This window comes from Sorangiineae bacterium MSr11954, assembly GCA_037157815.1.
GTDB classification, from domain to species: Bacteria; Myxococcota_A; Polyangia; order Polyangiales; family Polyangiaceae; genus Pendulispora; species Pendulispora albinea.
Genome location: CP089984.1, coordinates 1,075,130 through 1,100,085, shown reverse-complemented (window position 1 = coordinate 1,100,085; position 24,956 = coordinate 1,075,130). Strand labels below are relative to the sequence as shown.

Sequence of the window (24,956 nt, the reverse complement as noted above, 5' to 3'; positions counted from 1 at the left end):
GACGTCGGAGGCAGAAAACCCCCGGTCGAGGGGCATCCTGAAAGATGAGGAGCGTGTCATGCCTGTGCCCCGGTGGTTACAGTATGGGCCTTCGTTTGCCAAAAATACGTTTGGACGTTCGGCCCGCGCGCGGCGCGGCCTCGCCGCCTGCGCCGTCGTTCTGGCCGCGGGGGGTTTGGTGTTGTTCCGCGCACCGCAGGGCGGAGTGGCCCAAGGGCTCGCCCTCCCCGACCATCCCAAACCGGTGAGCACCGAGGTAGCGCGCGGCTCCAACTCGGTGGCGTTCTCGGGCCCCGGCGCGCATGGCACCTTGGGCCTGAGCCACACGAAGGTGCTCTCGGGCGCGCGCCAAGCCATCTACGCCGAGCTGCAGATCCGCGCGGACAAGGACGATGGACGGGCCGTGCACGCCCCGCTCTCGTTGGTGGTGGTGCTCGACACGTCGGGCTCGATGACGGGCGACAAGATCGAGCAGGCGAAGGACTCGGTCATCAAATTGATTCGCCAGATGGACGATGCCGACGAGCTCTCGGTGGTCCGCTACTCGACCGACGCCGCGACGGTGGTGCCCATGGGGCGCGTGAGCGACGTGCGCGCAAAGGCCATCGCCCGCGTGAACGAGCTCGAGGCCAACGGCGGCACGAACATTCCGCGCGGTCTATCCGAGGGGCTGGAGCAGCTGCGCGAGACCGGCCAGGGGCGCGTGCGGCGCGTGGTGCTGGTGAGCGATGGGCTCGACTCCACCCGGACGCAGGCGGAGAGGTTGGCCACCGACAGCTTCGAGCGCGGCATCGTCGTCTCGTCGCTGGGCATCGGGCTCGACTTCGACGAGAGCTACATGTCGAGCGTGGCCTCGCGCGGCCATGGAAACTTCGGCTTCGTCAACGACGCGTCGTCCTTGGCCAAGTTCCTGACGCGGGAGCTGGACGAGACGGCAAAGACGGTGGTGGAGAACGCCACGGTGCGGATCACGCTCCCGCGCGGCGTCACCTTTCAACGCGCCTCCGGCGCGGACGTGCGGACCGATGCGGGCAAGCGCGGCAGCGGGGAGCTCGAGCTCAAGCTGGGCTCTCTGTTCGCCGGCGACGAGCGGCGGGTGATCCTCGAGCTGGAGTCGAACGCGGTCCAGGGCGACGCGACCTTCGAGGCGCACGCCGCGTGGGATCGCATCGGCGGTGCGCACGCCGACATCGACGTGCCGTCGCTCTCCGTGGTGGCGACCGCCGATCGCGACGAGGTGGAGAAGGGGCGCGATCCTTCGGTGCTGGCGAGCGCGGTCAGCGTCACGGCCTCGCGGCGCCAGATGGAGGCCGCGACCGCGTACAGCCGCGGCGATGTTCGCACGGCGGACGCGCTGGTCGAGGAGAACCTGCGCGCGTTGCGGGGGGCAGCCGCGGTGGCGCCCGCGCCCATGGCGACCGCGCTCAGATCGCAAGTGGGGACGTACGAGAAGGCCCAAAAGGGCTTCCACACCTACGACTCGTCGAGCGCACCGGCGAAGGCGCTGTCCAAATCCATCGTGCAAGACGACTCCGCGAACATCGCACGCAAGGCGTATTGAGCCATGAAAAAGCTATTTTTCCTGATTGCAGCAGCCCTCACCTTCGCCATCGCGCCGCTCACCGATCGACTCGGGAGCGTGGGCGGCTCGCTCGCCCTGGTCGGCCTCGGGGTGCTCCTCGCGTGGGCCGCGAGCGAGAGCGTCAACGCCATGGCGGCCGGCTTCGGCGCCCTTGGCGCGTTCGGCGGGACGGTGCTGGCGACGGTCTCACCGGCCCTGGGGGCCGCGGTGCTGGTCGCCCTCGCGTACGTGGAGCGAACGATGCGCGTGCGCGACCCCGGGGCCCGCGTGATCCACGTGGGCGGCGCGCTCTTGGGCGGTGGGCTGGCGGGGGCGCTGTCGACGGCGTATGCGCCGGCGGCGCTCTCGGTGCGCGGGGTGGCCATCGTGGTGGCGGCGGTCCTCGTTTTGTTGCCGCTGCTCATCGAGGCCGACGATCCCACGGCGCACGCGCTCGATGCCGCGTCGGGCGAGCTTCGAGGTCCCTCGGCGGAGGCGCTTCGCCAGGGCGCCGAGCTGCGGCGCTCGGTGCAAGATGCGCCGCTCGATCGCGATGCCTCGCGCCGGGTGGCGCAGACATGGCGCTCGCTCCTTCGCCTGGCCGAGGCCCGCACGCGGCTCCAACGAAACGCGCGCCCCATCGCCGATTCGATCCCGGCCGCGACCGCGAGCACGAACGCGGCGAGCGCCGATGCGGCGAGCGCGAACAGCCCGAGCACGACGAGCGGCGCGGCGAGCACGAGCACGACGAGCGGCGCAGCGAGCACGAAGGCCGCGGTCGTCGACATGCTCGACCAGCGCATCGTCGAGCATGTGGCGGCGCTCACCCGAGCCTATACGGCGGTGGACACGGTTCACGCTGCGACGGTTGGGCTGGATGATGCAGCCCTTCGCGGCGTCGACACGGTGGGCGAATCACTCGAGGAAGCCAGCCAAGCGATGGTCGAGGTCCGCGGGGCCGAAGCTCCCGTGCAGCGCGGCTGACGTGCGCGGCCGGAGCTCCTCGGCAGCGCGGCCGAGGAGAAGGCAGGCCATAAACATGACATTTTTGTAGTTGCATAATACAGTCCGCCCCGAGCTACACTCCCCATGAGGTCGCTCAAGCAGGTTTAACCAGGCTCGGGGTTTGATATCCCCCTCGTGGAGGAACATGCGACTACGCTCCCTTGCTTTATCCGTTTTCTCGTCTGCGCTGCTGATTGGTCTCTCGTCTTCCACCCCTGCCTCCGCGCAAGAAGTCCGCGGTTTTGCGCTGGATCGCTTCGACCCGTCGGAGCGCGGCAGCGAATGGTTCGTCCTCGACACCCTGGACCTGCGGGGGACCGCGCGCCCTGCCTTCGGCGTCGTGGGCGAATGGGCCTACAAGCCGTTGGTCGTGTACGACAAGAGCGGCAGCGACGAGAAGGAGCTCGGCTCGATCGTCGAGCACCAGCTGTTCGTCCACGTTGGCGGCTCGATCACCTTGGCCGACCGCATTCGCGTCGGCGCCAACCTCCCCATCGCCGCGTATCAAACCGGCCAGACGCTCGAGGTCAACGGACAGACCTTCCGCTCGCCCGATTCGGCGCTCGGGGATCTGCGCCTCAGCGCCGATCTTCGACTGGTCGGCCGCTACGGAGATCCCTTCACCGCGGCGCTCGGTGCCTCGGTCTATCTACCGACTGGCGATCGCGACAAGTACACGAGCGACGGAAATACCCGCGTTCAGCCGCACTTGATGGCGGCCGGCGATATCGGCATTTTTGCGTACGCCCTCAAAGCGGGATTCAACTACCGCCCGCTCGATGAGGAGTTTGCGCAAGGGAAGAAGCTAGGAAGCGAGCTCTTTGGTGCCGTGTCGGCGGGTCTTCGCGTGGCGAACAAGAAGCTCCTCATCGGACCGGAGCTCTTTGCGAGCACCGTGGTCACCGATGAAAAGTCGTTCTTCAAGAAGCGAACGACCCCCGCCGAAGTCATGCTCGGCTTGCACTACACGGCGGGCGACTTCCGCGTGGGCGCCGGCGTGGGCACGGGTGTCTTCGCGGGCTCGCGCGGGTGGGGCTCTCCGCAAGTCCGCACCTTGCTGAACCTCGAGTGGATCCCCGCCTACTCCGACGATCGCGATGGCGACGGCGTTCCGGACAGCGAAGACGCATGTCCGAACGAAAAAGGCGTGCGCACCGGCGATCCCAAGACCAACGGCTGCCCGGCGGCTCCGCCCCCGCCCCCCGATCGCGACGGCGACGGTGTGATCGACAGCGAGGACGCGTGCGTCGACGTACCGGGCGTGCGCACCGGCGATCCCAAGACCAACGGCTGCCCGGCCGACAAAGACGGCGACGGCGTCTACGACAAGGACGACGCGTGCCCCGACATCCCGGGCATCAAGACCGGCGATCCCAAGACCAACGGCTGCCCGGCCGACAAGGACGGCGACGGCGTCTACGACAAGGAGGACGCGTGCGTCGACGTCCCCGGCGTGAAGACCAGCGATCCGAAGACCAACGGCTGCCCGCCGGATCGTGACAAGGACGGCATCGTCGACACCTTGGACGCGTGCCCCGATCAACCTGGCCCCTCGGATCCCGATCCGAAGAAGAATGGTTGCCCGGCCGCGCGCATCGAAGCTGGACAGATCAAGATCATCCAGCAGGTGAAGTTCAAGACCAACAGCGCCACCATCGTGGAGAGCGACACCATCCTCAACGCGGTGCTGGGCATCCTCAAGGAGCACCCGGAGATCAAGAAGATCCGCGTCGAGGGCCACACGGACAACACGGGCGCAGCCGCCTACAACAAGCAGCTCAGTCAGAAGCGCGCGGCCTCGGTCGCGAAGTGGCTGACCGACCACGGCGTCGAGAAGTCGCGCGTGGTGGCCAAGGGCTGGGGCGTCGAGAAGCCCATCGACACCAACAACACCGAAGAGGGCCGCGCCAACAACCGTCGCGTCGAGTTCCACATCGAGGAGACGCCCGACACCGGCGCACCGGCCAAGCCGGCGAAACCAGCCAAGCCGGCCAAGCCGAAGAAGAAGTAGCCGCCGCTCGTTTCACGTACCTCGTTTCACGCGTTCATCGCGCTTTCACTCCGGTCCCGCTTCGCGCGGGTACCGGAGTGACTTTTTGAATGAGCTTCATCAGCACGCCTCAGGTTCCCCCAATTTTCATTTCCGAACTACGGATCACGCCTCGTCCGCATCGCACGCGGGCGGGCTGCTTTCGAAGGAAGAGGGAGGTTACGCGATGGCTGAGCGGAGTTGGATGGTGCTCGCGGCTGCTCTCGCGGCGGCGGCGGCGACATTCGTTGCCACACCGGCGTATGCCACGATTTGTCGGTCGGAGGCCGACTGCGCCGCGACACCGGATACACCGGCGTGCAACAAGCAGCAGCCGAGCGATCCCACGGGGGTGTGCGCGCAGTGTTCGAGCACGAACGTGGTCCGCTGCGGGACGGTGGGCACCACGCGGACACCGGTCTGTCTGACCCAATACGGCATTTGCGGTTGCGCCAACGACACGGACTGCGGCGATCGGAGCGAAAATTCCGGATTGATCTGCACGCGGCCTGCTCCCGCCAACGGCTCCGCCCCCTACTGCACCGCCGGATGCGTCAACGACGGCGTCGGCGGGCGCAATGGGTGCCCCGCGCCCGGCGCCGGAACCACGTGCAGCGCCACCACGCCTCCCAACGTGGGGCAATGCCTCCACGACTGCTTCGGTGACAGCGGGGTGCTGTGCTCGAATGCCGGCCCTCGAAACGTATGTCAGCTCGTCGGGGGTCTGCCTCCCACCACCCGGTGTGTCGAGTGCACCGCGCTCTTGGGGGGCTGCGCCGGAAAAACGGGCGCCACCGTGTGCGATACCGACACGAACACCTGCGTGCAGTGCAACGACAACGACGATTGCGCGCCATACCGCACCGGCACCGGGCCGATCTGCCGCCCGGGCGGGAGCTTCGCGCGGAGCTGCGGCTGCAACGATGATTCGGACTGCAACGCCGTTGCCGGGCGCATTTGCGATGACACGATCAAAGCATGCGTCACCGGTTGCCGCGCAGGCGGGGGCCCCGGAAACAACTGTCCCTCCGGCCAGCGATGCAACGCCACTGGCGGCGGTACGGGCCAATGCGTCCCCATCGACGACGGAGGCACCGCCGACGCCGGAGACGACGGCAGCGCCGGTGATGGCAGCACCGGTGACGACGGCAGCGCGGGCGATGGCAGCGCGGGCGACGCCGGAGACGACGGCGGCGGCATCCGCGACAGCGGTCCCGACTCCCGGCCCATCGACGCCGGTCGCACCGATGCCGGCCGCATGGACGCCGGCGGAGCCGACGGCGGCAACGATGGCAACTACGGCACGTCGCTCGAAGGCGGTGGCTGCTCATGCTCCGTTCCACCCGCCGAAGACGCCCTCCCCGTTGGCGGCTTGGTGGCCGTGGGCGGCTTCTTCGCGTTCTTCACGCGCCGGCGTTCGCGGAAGAGCGGCGAGAAGTAGCGAATCGGCGGCTAGCCCTGCGCGGAGCTACACTGGCCGCATCATGGTGCATCTCGTTTTCGAGTCGAACGAAACCATCCGCCAGGAAGATTTCGCGCGCTTCGTCGAGGAGCGCGAGGCCGCCGGAGACGTGCATCATTACGAGCTGCTCAACGGCAGGGTCGTCATGGCCCCGCCGGAGGGGTATCCCCACGGGAGCGTGGGCAGCACCATCCAGGCACTTCTAGGCACCTTCGTTCAAGAGCGCGACCTTGGTAAGGTATTCGACCCGAGCCAAGGTTTCGAGCTCCCGCCCGGCGACACGATCCAACCCGATCACAGCTTCGTCTCGGCCGCACGCTGGCGCACGGTGACCCCCGTCGAAGGACAATTTTTGCGGGTCGTGCCCGATCTCATCGCGGAGGTCCTCTCCCAGATGACCCGCTCGCGCGACCGCGGCGAGAAGAAGGCCATCTACGAGCGAAACGGCGTGCGCGAATACTGGCTCGTCGATCCCCGAGCCCGCTCCCTGACCGTCTTCCAACTCCGCGACGACCGCTTCGACCGCGGCCGAACCTTCACGAAAGACGACCGCTACGAGCCCGAGGTTCTACGCGGCCTATCCTTCACGATCGGCGCGATCCTGCCGTGATGGCGTAAACCGCAATGGGAAGGTCGAACCTACTTGAACGCAACCGTGCTCGCATTCCAGGTAGCGTTTTCGCTGCTCCACACCGCACTGTACGAGCCAGGCTTGGTCGCAAAGAAGTAAGCTACGTTGTTACCGCTCACGATGGGAAGACGCTGGAAGGGGCTGCCTGCATTGAGCTCGGAAATTTCACCCGCGCTCATCGCTGCAGAAATGACGAGGGCGGTCGGTGTCGAGGGGATAACGACCGGTGCGATGATCGTCGTCCCTCGAGGCTGGTTGTTGAGGACGCTGCCCGTATCGAATGTTTCACTCTTACTTGGACCGGAGAACTCCATTACCCACGCCATAACCCGCACGGAGTCCTGCATCGTCACGGTCGCCGACGTTGCGCCCGGTCGAATATTGGCCGCGTACCAGATCTCGAGCGTGTTGACATCGGCGGTGTCGATCGACCGTTGACGGGTCGAGACGTAAGCGTTGCTTCCACCCGGAGCGTCGTCGACGATGGATGTGACGGTGGTATCGCGGTTGGTCCCTTGTCCGATCACGACGACGATTAAGTTCCCGGTCCCGGTTTGCCCCATCGCAATGGTGACCGTCTTGCTCGTCTGCTCCTTCGTTCCTTGCTGAACGAGGGCAAAGGGAGATTCGGTTGCTTCTGCGTCCCCGGATTTGCCGCTTGCTCCGCTCGTCCCGGAGTCGGCACCTGCGTCTGGGACGTCTCCCGTGGCAGTCCATCCTCCTTCAAAATCCAAGTAACAGGACAAAGCAGCGCATGACACACCTGTCCACACGATTCGTCGCGGCCATCCGAGATGCCTCCGCGGACGCGAAGGCTCGCTCGTCAAATTGCGCTCGCCCCCGGGAAGCACGATTTCGATCCTTGGCTCGAATCGCCATCATGTCCACCTCCGCATATGCATTTTTATCGGTTCAGATCATCGACTTTCGGTGTCGGATACGCATCACTTCATTGTGGCCAATGCGATCTATTCGTGAGGCATACAAACATCAACCTCACATGCACGGCAAGACGCTCTCCCCTTTGGGGGTCATGGTGATGCGCCGCTCCAGCCATTCGCGGTGGCGCACTTCGTCATCGAGGAAGCGGGCCAACACGAGCCGGACGGGCCGCGAGAATAGCCGCGAGGCGCTGGCGCGCGCGTAGGCTTCGTTGGTCTCGCTTTCGTTGCTGTACATGGCGCCGAGGACGGCATCGTCACCCATGAAGCCGCCGATGACGACCTTGCCCTTGGTGACCAGGCGGCGCAGGTCGGCATGGTCGACGGGGGAGCCTTCGGATTGACGAACCAGCTCGGCGAGCTTGGCGATGTGACGCCTGTGATCGTCCGCGAAGGAGCGGAGGGTGGCTTGGTCCTCGCCCCGCGAGATGCGTGAGATGGCGGCTTGGTAGGCTTCGATGGCGTCGTAATCCGTGACGATCAGCCGATTCAACGATGCGACGATCTCACCTTCGCTTGAGAGCATGACCATAGCCGTCTCCTCGGGCTCGAAGGCCGCGAGCGCAAGCTATGCCACACCGTTTCCAAGGCCGCGAGCTGAGGCGCTCGGTTATCCTGCAAAGCCCGGTCAAGGCATCCGGACGCGCACATCCGAGCGCGCTTCAGCTACCCCCTCGCCGCGAGGTGCAGCCCATGCCAACCCAATCCCTGGGAAACGAACGCCCCGGATCGTTCAGATCATCTGCGCGTTGATGCCCGCATCGACAGCCTCGCCCACGGATTCGGAGCGGACCTTGCGGACTTTTTCGCCGCTGGGCGGGTCGAAGGGGGCGCGGCCGATTTGCTTGCTGCCCAGGCTGGGAACGACCACGGAGAGGAAGTACTGGCGGAAGACCCACCACCAGAAGTTCGACTCGCGCAGCTCGGGGTGAATCTGATCCTTGATCTTCGCGTAGGCCTCGGGAAGCTGGCTCCAGTGCATGCTCGCCGCCTCGTGGTGGGACGTGTGGAGGCCGTTGTTGAAGAGCAGGAAGTTGAGGAGCTTGCCGTCGAAGGTGCGCGAGTGGTTGTGCGCCGACCATGGATCGGTGTGCACGTGCTGGCCGTAGTTGAAGAAGGTCAGCGTCCAGAGGGAGAAGAGCGCCGGCAGACCCAACGTGCAGAGCCACACCCAAAGGCCCGTCTTCAATCCATGCATCATGCATGCAACGGTGATGGCCGTGGCGTGCGCGCCGAAGAAGACGACGTATTGTGTGACGATCTGGCGATGGAGCTTCGGGTTGTTCTTCTTCGCCTTCTTGATGAACTCACCGATGGGGAACGACTGGTAGTACGACGTCACGAAGAAGTACGTGATGGCGACCAGGGCGTTGTTCTTGTTCGTGTGGCGCCAGGTGATGGTCGCGTCGCCCACCTTGTTCACGTATTTGTGGTGGTTCAGATTGTGCGTCGGGATCCAGACGAAGGTCGGATATCCGTAGAAGAAGGATATCCAATTCGAGAAGAGGTTGTTCACGCGCTTGTTCGCGAACGTGGGCACATGGTTGTGGTTGTGCGCAATGACACCCGCCGCCACGGCGAAGTAGGCGCTGACCCACCACATCTTCGAGATGAGCGTTGGATCCCGATACTGAACCCAGGCCACCACGGGCATGACCAAAACCCAAAGAATCGTGCGATAATCGGCAGGGTTACGCGGGAGCATCAAGACCTCGGCAAGCGGTGGCGCCGGAGCATAGCTGCTTTGGGTGCCCATGGCGAGGATGCGGTCGACGTATGGATGCGGCTGGACGCGACGAACGCGTCCCGAGTCGACAGCGAACTGTATTTCGCAGCTACTTCTCCCAATCGTCGAAGTGAATTTCCTCGGCCACCGCCAAGCCCGGGGCGCTGCTGCGACCCCGCTCATCGACAATCACGGACGAAATCAGGGGTAGCGAGAAGCCCAAGGGGGCGAAAACCGACAGCTCCCGCTCGCCCATTCCCGCGAGGTGTGCGATGAGGTCCTCTTTTTTCACGTAAACTTCTTCCCGCCGGCCCGCATCGTTCTCCATCTTGAGGGAGAGCTCGCGCGGATTGGGGCTGCGGCGGGCGATCTCGGCGACCATGGGGCCGAGGAAGCGCACCACCCGCTCGATGAAGTGGATCGAGAGATCGTTCTCGAAAACGTCCTCCCCTTCGAGCTTGAGGCCGAGGAGCCTCTCCGGCTGCTCCAGCATGGGATCGACGGCCGCGCGCAGGCTTTGCCACAGCCGCGAAAGGTGAATTTTGTCGCCGGCGTCGACGGGGGCGGCCAGGGCCTCGGGGCCCTCCTCGGAGGGGTGGCTCACCTCGGCCCAAAGCTCGCCGTTCTCGCGGCGAAGGTTGAAGATCAGCACGTCGCGCTCGTGAACTTTGCGGCGAAGGTGGATCTCTGCCGACGACTCGGCGAGATCGAAGCCGCTCACCACGTAGTCGTCGACCTGCACCAGCTCCGGCTGCGAGGAGCGGCGGAAGAGGGTCTTTCGAAAGCCGACCATCAGGTTCACGCCCTGCGCGAAGTCGCTGACCTTGCGGGCTTGCTGCCACTTATCCGACTTGCTCGCGGCAAGCTCGTAGAAGCTCACGATGCCGTCGGGGTTGGTCAGCACGCACGTCATCGCGTAGCGCCCGTCCCAGCGGACCTTGATGGTGGCGTCCAGGATGGGGAGGCGTCCGGTGGTGAGAAAACTTTCGAGCACCTGGCGAATTTCCGTCCGCCGCCGCTCGACTTCGGCGCGCACCTGAGCCTGTTCCCGATCGTTGGACGCGGTCGTGCTGCGGCGCGCTTCCTCCACCAGACGAACGGCGTGCTCCACCACCTGCAGCGCATAGTCCGCCGTGATGCGCTGCGTTTGCCGGCGCGCGCTCTCTTGAACCCCGGCGATGACGGCTTCGTGAAAGGTTTCGAGCTCCTCGAGCGACTTGATGCGCGCTGCAGCCGACACCGCACCGGTGTTCTCGAGGCTCCGCGCTTCGGATTCGAGCTTGACCACCCGGCTCGCCGCCGCCATGAACCTTTCGAGCGTGGCCAAAAAGTTGAACGAATGGGGGAACGGAGCCGAATCGCCGTAGAGATACCTCATAAAAACCCCTGCCTCGCGACTCTATTTATTACGTGTGTGTGCGTGTACGTGTCATGTACGCACATGATTGCGTGATTGCCCGAGATAGGCAGATACAGTCGCACGTTTCCCGTCTCGCGGGGCACGGTCCGATACCAAAAAAGGAATGTCGACGATGAAGATCCAAGACAGCGCGGTGAACGACGTTCGTGCGGCACATCTCGTGAGCGAGCGATGGCTCGCGGACGTGGGGAGCAAGGATCCCTCCGTTCGCATCATCGATGTCCGATGGTACCTGCTCGGCAAAAGCGGTCGAGAAGAGTACGCGCGTGGTCATATTCCGGGATCCGTGTTCGTGGCGCTGGAGGACATCAGCGCAGACCAAGGCCCAGGGCGCCATCCCATCCCGAGCGCCGAGAAATTTACGGCGGCCATGCGCGCCGCGGGTGTCTCGGCGACGACCCACGTGATCGCCTACGACGACGCCGGGGGCTCGATTGCCGCGCGGCTTTTGTGGCTCTTGCATCGCTATGGGCATGCGCGCGCGTCGGTGCTCGATGGCGGGCTTCCGGCGTGGACGGCGGCGGGGTTGCCTCTGTCGACCGAGGCCGCCACACCGCCCGCCGGCGATTTCGTTGCCAAGCTCGACCCGAGCATCTCGGCCTTGGACAAGGTCCATGTGAATGCGGCACGGGAGCGCACGCGCAGCGGGGATGCGTTGATCCTGGATGCGCGCGCCGTCGAACGCTACCGCGGCGATTCGGAGCCGGTGGATGCCCGCCCGGGGCACATCCCCGGCGCGAAGAGCGCGCCTTGGTCCTCGAACTTGCGCGAGGGGCGCTTCAAGAGCTCCGAGGAGCTGAAAGAGCAGTATCGGGCGCTGGGGGCGGAGCGCGCCCGCGAGGTCATCGTCTATTGCGGCTCGGGGGTCACGGCGTGCCACGATTGGCTGGCGCTGAAGCTGGCGGGCGTAGGCGGGGTGCACCTCTACGAGGGGAGCTGGAGCGACTGGGCGCGCGATCCGGCGTTGCCCGCCGCCACCGGCATGGACGATGGCGCCAACGCGAACAGCGGGGGCGGTACGTGAAGTTCTTCTCCATCGACGGCAACTCGCAGCGCCTCGACGGCGGCGCCATGTTCGGCAATGCGCCGCGCGCGCTGTGGTCGCGGTGGATCGCGCCCGACGAGCAGAATCGCATTCCGCTGGCGTGCCGTGCGCTCTTGGTCGAGGAGGAGAGCGGGCGACGGGTGCTGCTCGAGGCAGGCATCGGCGCCTTCTTCGAGCCCAAGCTGCGCGATCGCTTCGGCGTGGTGGAGGAGCGGCACGTGCTGCTCGACAACCTCGCCGCGGCGGGCGTGCGCCCCGAGGACGTCGACGTCATCGTGCTCTCGCACCTTCACTTCGACCACGCCGGCGGCCTTTTGCAGCCTTGGGCACGAGACAAGGCGCCCGCCCTCGCCTTTCCGCGCGCCCGCTACGTGGTGAGCGAGCCGGCCTGGACGCGCGCGCTCGAGCCCCATGCGCGCGATCGCGCGTCGTTCATCCCCGAGCTGCAGCCGCTCCTGCGCGAGGCCGGGGTGGAGGTGGTGCCGGCGGCGAGCACCGCCAGCCAGACATTGGGTGCACACTACAGCTTTTTCTACTCCGACGGGCACACGCCGGGTCTGATGCTCACGCGCGTGGAGAGCCCGGGCCGCGGGGCCATCACCTTCCTGGGCGATCTGGCGCCCGGCATGGCGTGGGTGCATCTGCCGATCACGATGGGCTACGATCGGTATCCGGAGCTCCTCATCGGCGAGAAGAGGGCGCTGTTCGACGGCATCATCGATCGGGGCGAGTGGGTCTTCTACACCCACGATCCCCACGTCGCCGCCAGCAGGCTGGACCGCGATCCGCACGGCAAATACGTGACGCGGGAGCCGGTGGCGGAGCTTCGTTGGGAGTAGCGAGCTGCGCAGCAGCACGCCTGCGAGCCCGACGCACCTCTACTTACTTGCCGGGCGCAAGTCACATATCCAAAACGAAGTTCTCCACAGGAAGCGCATATCCTGTGGAGAACGAGTGTGGAGAATTGCCACGCATGAACTTACTTAATGCGCAACAACTTCGTAAAATTATCTCGAACGGTGAACCGCGCGCGCGCAATCCCGCCGAGCCCCCCCCGGCGGGTGCCGCCTTATCAACCCTTCGCGAGGAGCTGACGCAGCACGAACGGGAGGATGCCGCCGTGCTGGTAGTAGTGAATCTCCTGCGGCGTGTCGATGCGTACGGTGGCCACGAACTCGCGCACGATGCCGTCGGGGCGGCGCGCTTTGACGGTGATGTCGCGGTGCTGGAGCCCACCGGCGAGCAGCGGGGCGAGGCCGTCGATGTCGAAGACCTCTTCGCCGGTGAGGCCGAGGGACTGCGCGCTATCGCCCGCGCCGAACTGGAGCGGGAGGATGCCCATCCCAACCAGGTTGCTGCGGTGGATGCGCTCGTAGCTCTCGGCGATGACCGCGCGCACGCCGAGCAGCTTGGGACCCTTGGCCGCCCAGTCGCGTGAGGAGCCGGAGCCGTACTCTTTGCCGGCGAGGACGATGAGCGGCACGCCTTCTTTCTCGTAGCGCATGGCCGCGTCGTAGATGCTCATCTGCTCGCCGTCGGGCAGGTGGCGGGTGACGCCGCCCTCGGTGCCGGGCGCCAGCTGGTTGCGCAGGCGGATGTTGGCGAAGGTGCCGCGCACCATGACCTCGTGGTTGCCGCGGCGGGCGCCGTAGGAGTTGAAGTCCTTGGGCTGCACGCCGTTCTCGACGAGGTACTTGCCCGCGGGGCCGTCCTTGCGGATGCTGCCGGCCGGCGAGATGTGGTCGGTGGTGATGCTGTCGCCGAGCAGCGCCAGCACGCGCGCGTTGCGGATGTCGAGCACCGGCGCGGGCTTGGGCGGCAGGTTCACGAAGTAGGGCGGGTGCTTGACATAGGTCGACTTGTCGTCCCACGCGTACAGATCGCCCTCGGGCACCTTCAGGCCCTGCCAGTGCGCGTCGCCCGCGAACACCTCGGCGTAGACCTTCTGGAAGGAGGCCGACTTCACCGACTCCAGCACCGTGTCGTAGATCTCTTTTTGCGACGGCCAGATGTCCTTGAGGTACACGGCCTTGCCGAATTGATCCTCGCCGATGGCCTCGTGGGTCAAGTCGATGTCCATGCGGCCGGCGAGCGCGTAGGCCACCACCAGCGGCGGCGAGGCGAGGTAGTTGGCGCGGACCTCGGGGTGCACGCGGCCCTCGAAGTTGCGGTTGCCGCTGAGCACCGCGGCCACCATCAGGTTCCCATCGTCGATGGCCTTGGAGATGGGCGCCGGGAGCGGGCCGCTGTTGCCGATGCACGTGGTGCATCCGTAGCCGACGAGGTGGAAGCGGAGCTGCTCGAGGTACGGCAAGAGGCCCGCGTTCGCGAGGTACTCGGTCACGACCTTGGAGCCGGGCGCGAGGCTGGTCTTCACCCACGGCTTGACCGCGAGGCCGCGCTCGATGGCCTTCTTCGCGAGCAGACCGGCGGCCATGAGCACCGACGGGTTCGAGGTGTTCGTGCAGCTGGTGATGGCCGCGATCACCACCGCCCCGTGCACCAGCTCTTCGACGGCTTGCTCGAGCAAGCGCTTGCTCTTGGGCGGCAGCGGGATGTTCTCCTCCGTCACCGAGGCTTGCGCGCCGACCGCCGTGCCGCCGCCGCCTTCGGCCTTGAGCACCGTCAGCTGCTTGTGGGGGATCGTCGGCTGGGTGCGCGAGAGCATCACCTTGAGCGCGTCGTCGAACGATTTTTTGGCCTCGCTCAGGCGCACGCGATCCTGCGGGCGCGTGGGGCCGGCCAGGCTGGCCTCGACGGTGCGGAGATCGAGCTCCAAGGTGTCCGTGTAGCTCGCCTCCGGGGTGTCCTTGGTGTGGAAGAGGCCTTGCTCCTTGGCGTAGGACTCGACCAGGGCGATGAGCGCCTCGGGGCGGCCCGTGAGGCGCAGGTAGCGCAGGGTCTCGTCGTCGATGGGGAAGATGCCGCAGGTGGCGCCGTACTCGGGGGCCATGTTGGCGATGGTCGCGCGATCGGCGAGCGGCAGGGCGGCCAGGCCCTCGCCGTAGAACTCGACGAACTTGCCGACCACGCCCTTGCGGCGGAGCATCTGGGTGACGGTGAGCACCAAGTCGGTCGCGGTGGTGCCCTCGGGGAGCTCGCCGTGGAGGCGGAAGCCGATGACCTGCGGGATGAGCATGGAGACGGGCTGCCCGAGCATGGCCGCCTCGGCCTCGATGCCGCCGACGCCCCACCCGAGCACGCCGAGCCCGTTGATCATGGTGGTGTGCGAGTCGGTTCCCACCAAGGTGTCGGGATACGCCTCGGGGCGCGCGATCTTCGGCGCGCCCTCTTGATCGGCGGCGGTGAACACCACGCGCGCGAGGTACTCCAGGTTCACCTGGTGCACGATGCCGGTGTCGGGCGGCACCACGCGGAAGTTGGAGAAGGCCTTCTGGCCCCAGCGCAAGAATTGATAGCGCTCGTGGTTGCGCTCGAACTCGAGATCACCGTTCTGCTGGAGGGCCTGCGGGGTCCCGAAGGCGTCGACCTGCACCGAGTGATCGATCACGAGCTCCACGGCCTGCAGCGGGTTGATCTTCTTCGGATCGCCGCCCATCTTCCGCATGGCGTCGCGCATGGCGGCCAGGTCGACGATGGCGGGGACGCCGGTGAAGTCTTGAAGGAGCACGCGGCTGGGCGAGAAGGCGATCTCGCGATCGGGCTCACCCTTCGCTTTCCAGTTGGCCAGCGCCTCGATGTCCTCGGCCCGTACCGACGTTCCATCCTCGGTGCGAAGGAGGTTCTCGAGGAGGATCTTGAGCGCGTACGGCAGCTTTTGCCACGCGGGGAACTTCGCGTTCAGCGCGTCCAGACGATAAATCGTGAACTCTTTCTCGCCTTCACCGGAACGCACCTTGAGGATCGATTGACTGCCAAAGCTGTTTGCTGACATCGCCTGCTCCTTGAAACCGATTTGGTTGTAGGGCCACCTTCTACGTTTGTCGGGCGTGGCCTCGTAAAAAGACCGGTGCCCCCGGGGTCGCGAGGACTCGCCGGGGGCCTCTCGGGGAGACACACCAGTCTCTCAGGGAGACACCATCTTCTCGGGGCGAACCTTCTCGTCGAACTCGGCCGCCGTGAGGAGCTCGAGCTCGACCACCGCCTCGCGGAGCGTGGTTCCCTTCTCGTGCGCGAGCTTCGCGACCTTGGCCGCGTTGTCGTATCCGATGTGCTGGTTCAGGGCCGTCACCAGCATGAGCGAATTGGACAAGTGGCGCGCGATCACCTCGCGGTTCGGTTCGATGCCGATGGCGCAGTTGTCGTTGAAGCTGTGACATGCGTCGGCGAGGAGCTTGGTCGACTCGAGCAGGTTGTGGATCATCACCGGCTTGAAGACGTTCAGCTCGAAGTGACCCTGGCTGCCGGCGAAGGCCACCGCGGCGTCGTTGCCCATGACTTGCGTGGCCACCATGGTCATGGCCTCGGCCTGCGTGGGGTTCACCTTGCCCGGCATGATGCTGCTCCCCGGCTCGTTCTCCGGGATGCGGATCTCGCCGATGCCGCAGCGCGGGCCGCTCGCCAAGAGGCGCACGTCGTTGGCGATCTTGAAGCACGCGACGGCCAAGGTGCGCGTCGCCGCGCTGGCGTTGACGATGGCGTCGTGCCCCGCGAGGGCCGCGAACTTGTTGGGGGCCGTGCGGAAGGGCAGGCCCGAGAGCTTGGCGATCTCCGAGGCGACGGTGGCCGCGTAGTCGGGGTGCGTGTTGAGGCCCGTGCCCACGGCGCTCCCGCCCAGGGCCAGCTCGAGGAGGCCATCTTCGGCCGCCGTCAGGCACTTCTCGGCGAAGGCGAGTTGCGCGGCGTAGCCGGAGAGCTCCTGGCCCAGGGTGAGCGGCGTCGCATCCATCAAGTGCGTGCGTCCGATTTTGACGATGTCGGAGAATGCGCGCGACTTGGCCTCCAACGTGGTCCGCAGCTTCTGCACGGCGGGCAACAGGGTGTTGCGCAGCTCCCAGGCTGCGGCCACATGCATCACCGTGGGGAATACATCATTGGAGGACTGTGACTTGTTCACATCGTCATTGGGGTGAATCGGCTTCTTCGAACCCAAGACGCCGCCAGCGAGCTCGATCGCCCGGTTGGCGATCACTTCATTGGCGTTCATGTTCGACTGGGTGCCGCTGCCGGTCTGCCAAACGACCAGGGGGAAGTGGTCGTCGAACTTGCCGTCTATGACCTCGTCGCAGGCCCGGACGATGAGGGATGTCTTCTCGTCGTCGAGCTTCTTCAGCTTCGAGTTGGCGAGCGCCGCCCCCTTTTTCACGATCCCAAAGGCGCGAATGATCGCGCGCGGGAACCGGTGGCCGCCGATCTTGAAATTCTGCAGCGAGCGTTGGGTCTGGGCTCCCCAGTAGCGATCCGCGGGGACTTCAATCGGTCCCATGCTGTCGGTTTCGACGCGTCCTGCCATGTTTGCCATGGTTTTCCTCCGCGCCGCACATAGCACGTGGAGGGACGCCGCTAAAGTCCCGTGGTTCCTCTTCTCCCCGTACACGCGCCCGCGCCGTGCCGTGCCCGTTGGGGGCGGAAGTTCGTGAAAATCAGGAGGAAATCGGGACGTGTCCGGGAACGGGGACGCGTACGGCCCGAACGGGCGCGACATTCCAGCCCATGGAATGCCAACGGGGCGTGATGACAATGCATCACACCCCGCAGCGTTTCGCGCGCCCAGATTCGGGCGCACGAGGAAGATTGGCGAATTCGACTTGGAGAGCTAGGCCGGAGGCGGACCTCCGGCACCTACGCGAACCTACGTCCGCGGACGGATTTAGTTGCTCCCGGCCGCCTTTGCGCGACGCTTTGCGCCTGTAGCCTGTCCCCCTTTACGACCCGCAACCCGTGCTTCTTCGCTGTTGAAACGATGTGCGGTCCCCGCGCGCTGCGCTGCTTTTCCCCCACGGCTCGCAAGTTCACTTACGAGTTTCGGATCCATCGCGGCAAACCCACGGCGGCGACGAGGCGGCTCTCCGTTGGTCTGAACGTCGGAAGACGGAGCAACGGTTTCGGTCGTCGTGGTCGTCGAGGTTTCGCGCGTGGCGTTATCGTCGTCGTGAATCATTGGCAATGCTCCTCCTGAAGATGGCGTCCCCCCCTTTGCAGGGGATGCTCGACCGTAAGCAGAGACCGCGCCAGCTCCGTTGGCGGCTGCTCAGCTGGCTGAACGCAACTGATCTCACGTGCTTTAGACCGACTGCTCGACGGAGCTGATGTGTAGCGTTTCGCCCCACGGGTCAAAATGCGTCAGCTTCAATTGCCTCAGCGCGGCGATATGTTCCCGACCGGTCACAAGTGTTTCCTAAGCGTTCGTTAACGCACGCCATTCATGGCGCGTTAAGAACGAGTAAGAAAATGACGCACACGGCCGGCGCGGATTGACAAGCTCTTCCGGATAGCTCCTGAAATTGGAATTAAATCCGTGGGTTACCCATGGTTGTGGCAAAGCGCCACAACGCCCTCTTGAGCTGGGTAATGGCTGACCCACCCTTCTTGAGCTTGCAGGCTACGAGGATGGGGTGCACGGTACGACCTGTCGCCGGATGCACGCCTTGGATGAGCGCCTCTTCCGTTTCTGCTATGCCGCAGGGGGTGAACACCTACTTCCACTGATGATCGCCGCCACCCTCCTGGGGAGCGGCTGGTCCATGATCGCGCTGATCCCACTGATTCTTCGGGAGGCTTCGCGCCGATGGGCGCTCGCGCTGACGGCCACATTGCTTGCGACGGCGGTGGCGGTCTTCCTCCTCAAGATGGCCGTTGGTCGCGCGCGTCCCATCGTTTCGGTGCCGGAAGTACATCCTCTTTATGGATCGCCGACCGATTTTTCTTTCCCGAGCGGACACTCGGCGGGATCCTTTGCCACGGCCGCGTTCGTTTGCTTGGTGGCTTGGCGCTATGCCCAAAAGAATCCAACGTGGACGCGACGGGTCTACGCGTTGTGCGGCTTCTGCGTCGCAGCGGCGATGACAATTGCCTATTCGCGCGTTTACCTGGGCGTTCATTTTCCAGGTGATGTGCTGACGGGCGCCGTTTTAGGCACCACCTTCGGCAGCACCGGTGCCTGGGCTTACCTTAAATCGCGCGCCAAGCTTGCGCGCGACGACATCGCCGGTGCAGATTAGGCCTTACCGAGATGCTCCCGGGGTTGAGAACCGTCATCGCCATCGTCGTCGCGTTTGCGGCGTGGTCGATCGCGCCCTCGGCTTTTGCCTCGAGCTCCGGTTCGCAGCCCGCCAGCCCGAACTCGGCGGAGCAGGTGCGCGAGGTGCGCGCAGGCTCGTCGGCCCCGCAGTGCGATCAGCGCGGCGCCACGACCTTCGCGCCGACGCCCACGTTGGATCCGCCCAACGCATCCATCGACGTGGGCGACGCCGACGATAGCGACTGCCGGCGGTTGCTCGGCTGGGCGGCCTTCGAACAAGGACACACGCCGGCGCCGTGCTCGTGCCACGCGATCGCGGAGGCGATTTTGACGGCCCGCTTGCCCGTGAGGGCTGCGGATTTCGTGGGGTTCGTGGTGACGCCGGCGGCTGCCGATGACGAGCATCGGGGCGTGCGGCATCAGGTCGAGCGGCCTCCGCGAGCGAGCTGAGTGACACGCGCTTCGCGTGCGACGCGCGCGAGCGTGCGAGCCGCAGGGGTAGCCTGCGTCTGAGGTTCAACGGCCAGGACACCGGACCGCCAAAGGTCTCGGTGTGAGATTCGACCCGTTTCTCGTTCTCTCGTGGCGCCTCTCGCGCCCTGGCGGTTGATTTCTTCGGTGCTCAGGCGGTCGATGTCCTCGACGCCCCGCGGTGGATGGATCGCCGCGACCGGATCGGTCACGCGCGTTTGGCGCGGGGCCGCGGTCACACGAAAACGAAAAAACGTCTGCCTGCGCAGAAGGGTCGGCTCGCACGAGCCGGCGATGCGGGGGCTCGATGCGATGCGAAGGGTCGCGCGCTGCTGGATCGGCGCCGCGCGGCTACGGATTTCACTGCAACTTGGAAAAAGGAACCATCATGGCGAAAGATCACAAAGAAGCAAAAACCCCGGAGGCGAAGGCGCAACCCGCCGCCGCCGACTCGGGGGGGATGAACACGGGGGTGGCCGTCATCGGCTTCATTCTGTGCTTCCTCGCGGGCGCGGCCCTCATGTGGGGCTACGACGCGCATCGATTGAAGAGCGGTGACATCACTGCGGACAACGGCGGCGGCGGCAGTGCGGCTGGCGGCGGGACGTGGAGCGACTCCGACTCCCCCGTTCCCGTCGACAGCAAGGACCCGGTGTGGGGTAACCGCACGGCGCCGGTCACCGTCGTGACGTTCTCGGACTTCCAGTGCCCGTACTGCGGGCGCGTGGAGCCGACCCTCGAGCAGGTGAAGACGACGTACGGCCCGGACAAGGTCCGCATCGTCTGGAAGAACGAGCCGCTCCCGTTCCACCAGAACGCGAAGCCCTCGGCGGAAGCTGCCCAGGGCGTGTTCGAGCTGAAGGGCAACGAGGCGTTCTGGAAGTTCCACGATCTGGCCTTCAAGAACCAGACGTCGCTCTCGCAGGAGAACTACGAGAAGTGGGCGCAGGCCGCGGGCGTGACCGACATGGCCAAGTACAAGGCCGGCCTCTCGTCCCACAAGTGGGCCGACAAGGTCGAGAAGGATCACGCGCTGGCCAAGCAGGTCGGCATCAACGGGACGCCGGGCTTCATGATCAACGGCGTGTCGCTCTCGGGCGCGCAGCCGTTCGAGAAGTTCAAGTCGGTCATCGACCAGGAGCTTCAGAAGGCGCAGGCCAAGATCGCGTCGGGCACGGCGAAGGACAAGGTCTACGTGGCCATGTCCCAGGAGAACAAGAAGAATGCGCCGCCGCCCGCGGACGAAGACGAAGAGAAGGAAGACAAGTCGGTGTGGAAGGTGCCCGTCGGCAAGAGCCCTGTGCTCGGCAACGACAAGGCGCTGGTCACCATCGTGATGTTCTCCGACTTCCAGTGCCCGTACTGCAAGCGCGGCGAGGAGAGCCTGAAGAAGATCCGCGAGACGTACGGCGACAAGGTCCGCGTCGTGTGGAAGCACGAGCCGCTGCCGATGCACCCGCGCGCCGAGCCGGCCGCGGAGCTGGCGATGGAAGCGCGGGCGCAGAAGGGTGAGAAGGGCTTCTGGGACGCGCACGACAAGCTGTTCGAGTCGGCCCCCAAGCTCGAAGACGCCGACCTCGAGACGGTGGCCAAGGACCTGGGCCTGAATGTCGAGAAGGTGAAGTCGGCCATCAAGGATCACCGTTACAAGAAGGAGATCGACGCCGATCAGGACCAGGCCGACGACTTCCAGGCCTCGGGCACGCCGCACTTCTTCATCAACGGCCGCCGTCTGGTCGGCGCGCAGCCGTTCGAGAAGTTCAAGTCGGTCATCGACGAGGAAGTGACCAAGGCGAACGCGCTGCTGGCCAAGGGCACGAAGCCGGCCGACCTCTACGACACGCTCGTCAAGGACGGCAAAGGTGTTCCGGAGCCGGAGAAGAAGAACGTGGCGCTGCCGACCAACGCGCCGGTGAAGGGCAACCCCAGCGCCAAGGTGACGATCCTCGAGATCAGCGACTTCCAGTGCCCGTTCTGCAAGCGCGTGAACGAGTCGGTCAAGGAAGTGATGAAGAACTACGGCGACAAGGTGAAGATCACCTGGCGCCACCTGCCCTTGCCGATGCACCCCGACGCGCCGCTCGCGGCGCAGGCGGCCCAGGAGGCCTTCAAGCAGAAGGGCTCCGAGGCCTTCTGGAAGATGCACGACCTGCTCTTCGAGAACCAGGGGACCGAAAACGGCCTGAAGCGCGAAGCCCTCGACAAGTACGCGCAGCAGGTCGGCCTCGACATGGCGAAGTTCAAGCTGGCGCTCGACAACCAGACCCACAAAGCCGAAGTCGACGCCGACGCCAAGGTCGCCAACGACGCCGGCATCAACGGTACGCCCGCGTTCATCATCAACGGCTACTACGTCAACGGCGCGCAGCCGTACGCGAAGTTCCGCAAGGTGATTGACCGCGCCTTGGCGGAAGCCAAGTGATGGCATTTTAGCGCGGTTCGGCGCGCCCTCTCGTCCCCGTTCCATGGTCGCATCGGGCACGGGGATGGGAGGGAAAGCGCCTCGCCAACCGCTGAAACGCGCGCCGTTGCCGATGGCCACGTGATGGCGTTTGGCGCGGTTCGGCGCTCTCGTCCCCGTTCCATGGCCGTATCGGGGGCGGGCGGGTGCGCCTCGCCAACCGCGGGACTTTTCGAGAGAGGCGCGCCGAGTTCCATGAGCGGGTCGCAAAGTTTCACGGGCGGCACGCCGAGTTCCATGAGCGGGTCGCAAAGTTTCACGAGAGGCGCGCCGAGTTCCATGAGCGGGTCGCAAAGTTCCACGGGCGGCACGCCGAGTTCCATGAGCGGGTCGCAAAGTTTCACGAGCGGCACGCCGAGTTCCATGAGCGGGTCGCAAAGTTTCACGAGCGGCACGCCGAATTCCATGAGCGGCACACGGAGTTCCATGAGCGACTCGCAGAGCTCGCGAGCGACTCGAGCAGACGTCACCCCCGAACGGGGACCGAACATCCCCTCTTCGTTCCAAGAGCGACTCGCAGAGCTCGCGAGCGCTCGAGCAGACATCACCCCCGAGCGGGGACCGAACATCCCCTCTTCGTTCCAAGAGCGACTCGCAGAGCTCGCGAGCGCTCGAGCAGACATCACCCCCGAGCGGAGACCGAACATCCCCTCTTCGTTCCAAGAGCGACTCGCAGAGCTCGCGAGCGCTCGAGCAGACAATCACCCCCGAGCGGGGACCGAACATCCCTCTTCGTTCCAAGAGCGACTCGTGAAGAGGTTTCGAGGTAGAGAAAGAAGATCCGAATGAAAGCTTGGCTTCGATGCGCCGTGGTGATGCTGCTCGCAGGTTGTGGAAGTGCACCGTACCCCGCGTCGCGGCCGGCGCAGAAAGCCGAGGCGCCCAAGGTGAGCGCGGACGCGGCGCCGCAGACGAGCGAGAACGAGGGCCCGATCCCCATTGGACCCGACGACCCGGTGTGGGGAAGCCGTACGGCCCCCGTCACCATCGTGGAGTTTGCGGATTTTCAGTGCCCGTTTTGTGAGCGCGCCGAGCAGAGCCTCGAGCGGCTCCAGGCCGAGTACGGCCCCGAAAAGCTGCGGATCGTGTGGAAGAATTTTCCCCTCCCCTTTCATGCCGATGCGCGCGTGCTGGCCGAGGCCGCGCAAGGGGTGTTCGCGACGGGCGGCAACGACGCGTTCTGGAAGTTTCATCGCGCGGCCTACGCCGGGATGAAAGCGCGCAGCGCGTCCGACGAGTCGCGGGTCGGCTCGAGCGAGATCGCGTCGTGGGTGAACACGGCGGGCGTCGATGGAAAGCGCATCCTCGCCGGCCTCGATAAGCATACGTGGGGCGGCAAAGTGGAGCGCGACATGGAGCTCGCGGGCAATGTGCACGTCGATGGCACCCCCGCGTTCTTCATCAACGGGGTGAAGCTCGAGGGCGCACGCCCGACCGAAGCGTTTCGTGAGATCATCGACGCGGAAGCGGAGAAGGCGCGCGCAAAGGTCGCCGCTGGGACCGCGCGCGATCGCGTCTACCTCGAGATGACGGCAGCGAACTATCAAGCTGCGAAGGACGAGAGCGCCGAGGCGGCGGACAAGGACGATCCGGCGAAGGACAAGACCATCTACAAGGTGCCCGTCGGGCAGAGCCCCGTCGCGGGGCCGGCCACCGCCCTGGTGACCTTGGTGGAGTTCAGCGACTTCGAGTGTCCCTTCTGCAAGCGCTCGGAGCAAACGGTCAAAGCGCTCTCCGAGAAGTACAAAAACGATTTGCGCATCGTGTGGAAGAACCACCCGCTGCCATTCCACAAGCAGGCGATGCCCGCGGCCGAGCTCGCGGTGGAAGCGCACCTGCAGAGGGGCCACAGCGGCTTCTGGACCGTGCACGACAAGCTCTTCGACCGCGCACCATCCCTGGCCGACGCGGAGCTCGAGAGCATCGCCCAGGACGCGAAGCTCGATCCCAAGAAGGTGCGATCGGCCCTCGCCTCGCACCGCCACAAGGCGCGCATCGAGGCCGACCAGTACCTGGCCGACGACGTGGGCGCCAACGGGACCCCCACGTTCTTCATCAACGGACGCAAAATCGTAGGCGCGCAGCCCACGCCGGTGTTCGAAGCGGTGATCGAGCAGGAGCTCGCGCGCGCCCGCGAGGTGCTCGCCAAAGGCGTGGCCCCGGCCAAGCTCTACGACGAGTTGATCAAGGACGGAAAGGTGGGCGCCGAGCCGGAGCGCAAGGCCATCGCGCCCGCGACCGACGCGCCCGTGCGCGGGAACGCCGCCGCGAAGGTCACCATCGTAGAGTTCAGCGACTTCGAGTGCCCGTATTGCCAGCGCGCGAGCGGCACGGTCGAGCAAATTTTGAAGGACTATGGCGGACGGGTGAAGCTCGTGTTCCGCCATATGCCCCTCGCCTTCCACCCCCACGCGCACCTGGCCGCGGAGGCCGCCGCCGAGGCGTATCGCCAGAAAGGGAGCGCCGGCTTCTTCAAGATGCACGACCTGCTCTTCGCCAACCAAAAGCAGCTCGATCGCCCCGCGCTCGAAGGCTACGCCGCGCAGCTGGGCCTCGATGGCGCGCGCTTTTCGCAATCGCTCGATTCGCACGACCACAGCGCGAAAATCGACGCCGACGCCAAGGTGGCCACCGACGCCGGCATCAGCGGCACACCGTCGTTCATCATCAACGGCTACTACCTCTCGGGCGCCCAACCGTATCGAAACTTCAAGCGCCTCATCGAGCGCGCCCTCGCGGAGACGACGGCCAAGCCTGCCGGAAAAGCACGTTGAAGAACCACACATCGAGGCCCTCGCCCGCGCGCGCATCGGCCGCACCGAGGCCCTCGCCTGCGGGCGCACCAGGTACCTCGAGGCTCCCGCCCGCGCGCGCATCGAGCGTATCGAGGCCCCCGCCTGCGCGCGCACCGGGTGCATCGAGGCCCTCGCACGCGGGCGCACCAGGTACCTCGAGGCCCCCGCCCGCGCGCGCATCGGGCGCATCGAGGCCCCCGCACGCGCGCGCATCGGGCGCACCGAGGCCCCCGCCCGCGGGCGCATCGGGCGCACCGAGGCCCTCGCA

Annotated in this window: 18 protein-coding genes; 11 read left to right on the top strand and 7 right to left on the bottom strand. The window is 65.7% G+C overall.

The features are described 5' to 3' along the window. Window positions 1-58 precede the first annotated feature (58 nt). From LZC94_04485 to LZC94_04465, 5 genes are all read left to right on the top strand, one after another. Complete coding sequence (locus LZC94_04485) at window positions 59-1,561, top strand: VWA domain-containing protein (GenBank protein ID WXB16537.1); 1,503 nt, start codon at window positions 59-61, stop codon at window positions 1,559-1,561. A gap of 3 nt (window positions 1,562-1,564) precedes the next feature. Continuing rightward, entirely contained in the window at window positions 1,565-2,545 is a 981-nt protein-coding gene (locus tag LZC94_04480) for a hypothetical protein (GenBank protein ID WXB16536.1), read from the top strand. A gap of 166 nt (window positions 2,546-2,711) precedes the next feature. Continuing rightward, on the top strand, window positions 2,712-4,577 hold the full coding sequence (locus LZC94_04475; GenBank protein ID WXB16535.1) for an OmpA family protein: 1,866 nt from the start codon (window positions 2,712-2,714) through the stop codon (window positions 4,575-4,577). A 205-nt stretch (window positions 4,578-4,782) separates the two neighbouring features. After that, the gene (locus LZC94_04470; GenBank protein ID WXB16534.1) at window positions 4,783-6,036 is read left to right on the top strand and encodes an MYXO-CTERM sorting domain-containing protein; all 1,254 of its coding nucleotides are present in this window, start codon (window positions 4,783-4,785) and stop codon (window positions 6,034-6,036) included. Window positions 6,037-6,079: 43 nt separating this feature from the next. Beyond that, entirely contained in the window at window positions 6,080-6,667 is a 588-nt protein-coding gene (locus LZC94_04465; GenBank protein WXB16533.1) for a Uma2 family endonuclease, read from the top strand. Between the two features lie 29 nt (window positions 6,668-6,696). On the opposite strand, the gene LZC94_04460 is transcribed toward LZC94_04465, so the two are convergent. From LZC94_04460 to LZC94_04445, 4 genes are all read right to left on the bottom strand, one after another. After that, window positions 6,697-7,422 (bottom strand): hypothetical protein, encoded by a 726-nt coding sequence (locus LZC94_04460; GenBank protein ID WXB16532.1) that lies wholly within the window; start codon window positions 7,420-7,422, stop codon window positions 6,697-6,699. Window positions 7,423-7,684: 262 nt separating this feature from the next. After that, window positions 7,685-8,161, bottom strand: coding sequence for a PA2169 family four-helix-bundle protein (locus tag LZC94_04455; GenBank protein WXB16531.1), 477 nt, complete (start codon window positions 8,159-8,161; stop codon window positions 7,685-7,687). Window positions 8,162-8,362: 201 nt separating this feature from the next. Beyond that, the gene (locus LZC94_04450; GenBank protein ID WXB16530.1) at window positions 8,363-9,334 is read right to left on the bottom strand and encodes a fatty acid desaturase; all 972 of its coding nucleotides are present in this window, start codon (window positions 9,332-9,334) and stop codon (window positions 8,363-8,365) included. 130 nt (window positions 9,335-9,464) lie between these two features. After that, window positions 9,465-10,733, bottom strand: coding sequence for a hypothetical protein (locus LZC94_04445; GenBank protein WXB16529.1), 1,269 nt, complete (start codon window positions 10,731-10,733; stop codon window positions 9,465-9,467). Window positions 10,734-10,887: 154 nt separating this feature from the next. On the opposite strand from LZC94_04445, the gene LZC94_04440 reads away from it, so the two are divergent. Then, a complete protein-coding gene (locus tag LZC94_04440; GenBank protein WXB16528.1) occupies window positions 10,888-11,799 on the top strand; it encodes a sulfurtransferase in 912 nt (303 codons plus the stop codon). Continuing rightward, the gene (locus tag LZC94_04435; protein WXB16527.1) at window positions 11,796-12,659 is read left to right on the top strand and encodes an MBL fold metallo-hydrolase; all 864 of its coding nucleotides are present in this window, start codon (window positions 11,796-11,798) and stop codon (window positions 12,657-12,659) included. The genes LZC94_04440 and LZC94_04435 overlap by 4 nt, the downstream gene beginning before the upstream one ends. Before the next feature lie 233 nt (window positions 12,660-12,892). On the opposite strand, the gene acnA is transcribed toward LZC94_04435, so the two are convergent. The 3 genes from acnA to LZC94_04420 form a co-directional block, all read right to left on the bottom strand. After that, entirely contained in the window at window positions 12,893-15,715 is a 2,823-nt protein-coding gene (gene acnA, locus LZC94_04430) for an aconitate hydratase AcnA (protein WXB16526.1), read from the bottom strand. 132 nt (window positions 15,716-15,847) lie between these two features. After that, entirely contained in the window at window positions 15,848-17,242 is a 1,395-nt protein-coding gene (fumC, locus tag LZC94_04425) for a class II fumarate hydratase (protein WXB16525.1), read from the bottom strand. A 348-nt stretch (window positions 17,243-17,590) separates the two neighbouring features. Further along, a complete protein-coding gene (locus tag LZC94_04420) occupies window positions 17,591-17,755 on the bottom strand; it encodes a hypothetical protein (GenBank protein ID WXB20344.1) in 165 nt (54 codons plus the stop codon). Between the two features lie 673 nt (window positions 17,756-18,428). Here LZC94_04420 and LZC94_04415 point away from each other — a divergent pair. From LZC94_04415 to LZC94_04400, 4 genes are all read left to right on the top strand, one after another. Further along, on the top strand, window positions 18,429-18,941 hold the full coding sequence (locus LZC94_04415) for a phosphatase PAP2 family protein (protein WXB16524.1): 513 nt from the start codon (window positions 18,429-18,431) through the stop codon (window positions 18,939-18,941). Window positions 18,942-18,964: 23 nt separating this feature from the next. Then, entirely contained in the window at window positions 18,965-19,411 is a 447-nt protein-coding gene (locus LZC94_04410; protein WXB16523.1) for a hypothetical protein, read from the top strand. A gap of 409 nt (window positions 19,412-19,820) precedes the next feature. Beyond that, window positions 19,821-21,854 (top strand): DsbA family protein, encoded by a 2,034-nt coding sequence (locus LZC94_04405; GenBank protein WXB16522.1) that lies wholly within the window; start codon window positions 19,821-19,823, stop codon window positions 21,852-21,854. An 824-nt stretch (window positions 21,855-22,678) separates the two neighbouring features. Further along, entirely contained in the window at window positions 22,679-24,667 is a 1,989-nt protein-coding gene (locus LZC94_04400) for a thioredoxin domain-containing protein (GenBank protein WXB16521.1), read from the top strand. The last annotated feature ends 289 nt before the right edge of the window (window positions 24,668-24,956 follow it).

Excerpts from the sequence above, each read along its gene's own strand:
- LZC94_04485 (WXB16537.1), top strand. The coding sequence starts at position 59 with ATGCCTGTGCCCCGGTGGTTACAGTATGGGCCTTCGTTTGCCAAAAAT.
- LZC94_04480 (WXB16536.1), top strand. The coding sequence starts at position 1,565 with ATGAAAAAGCTATTTTTCCTGATTGCAGCAGCCCTCACCTTCGCCATC.
- LZC94_04475 (WXB16535.1), top strand. The coding sequence starts at position 2,712 with ATGCGACTACGCTCCCTTGCTTTATCCGTTTTCTCGTCTGCGCTGCTG.
- LZC94_04470 (WXB16534.1), top strand. The coding sequence starts at position 4,783 with ATGGCTGAGCGGAGTTGGATGGTGCTCGCGGCTGCTCTCGCGGCGGCG.
- LZC94_04465 (WXB16533.1), top strand. The coding sequence starts at position 6,080 with ATGGTGCATCTCGTTTTCGAGTCGAACGAAACCATCCGCCAGGAAGAT.
- LZC94_04455 (WXB16531.1), bottom strand. The coding sequence starts at position 8,161 with ATGGTCATGCTCTCAAGCGAAGGTGAGATCGTCGCATCGTTGAATCGG.
- LZC94_04450 (WXB16530.1), bottom strand. The coding sequence starts at position 9,334 with ATGCTCCCGCGTAACCCTGCCGATTATCGCACGATTCTTTGGGTTTTG.
- LZC94_04445 (WXB16529.1), bottom strand. The coding sequence starts at position 10,733 with ATGAGGTATCTCTACGGCGATTCGGCTCCGTTCCCCCATTCGTTCAAC.
- LZC94_04440 (WXB16528.1), top strand. The coding sequence starts at position 10,888 with ATGAAGATCCAAGACAGCGCGGTGAACGACGTTCGTGCGGCACATCTC.
- acnA (WXB16526.1), bottom strand. The coding sequence starts at position 15,715 with ATGTCAGCAAACAGCTTTGGCAGTCAATCGATCCTCAAGGTGCGTTCC.
- fumC (WXB16525.1), bottom strand. The coding sequence starts at position 17,242 with ATGGCAAACATGGCAGGACGCGTCGAAACCGACAGCATGGGACCGATT.
- LZC94_04420 (WXB20344.1), bottom strand. The coding sequence starts at position 17,755 with ATGGATCCGAAACTCGTAAGTGAACTTGCGAGCCGTGGGGGAAAAGCA.
- LZC94_04415 (WXB16524.1), top strand. The coding sequence starts at position 18,429 with ATGATCGCCGCCACCCTCCTGGGGAGCGGCTGGTCCATGATCGCGCTG.
- LZC94_04405 (WXB16522.1), top strand. The coding sequence starts at position 19,821 with ATGGCGAAAGATCACAAAGAAGCAAAAACCCCGGAGGCGAAGGCGCAA.
- LZC94_04400 (WXB16521.1), top strand. The coding sequence starts at position 22,679 with ATGAAAGCTTGGCTTCGATGCGCCGTGGTGATGCTGCTCGCAGGTTGT.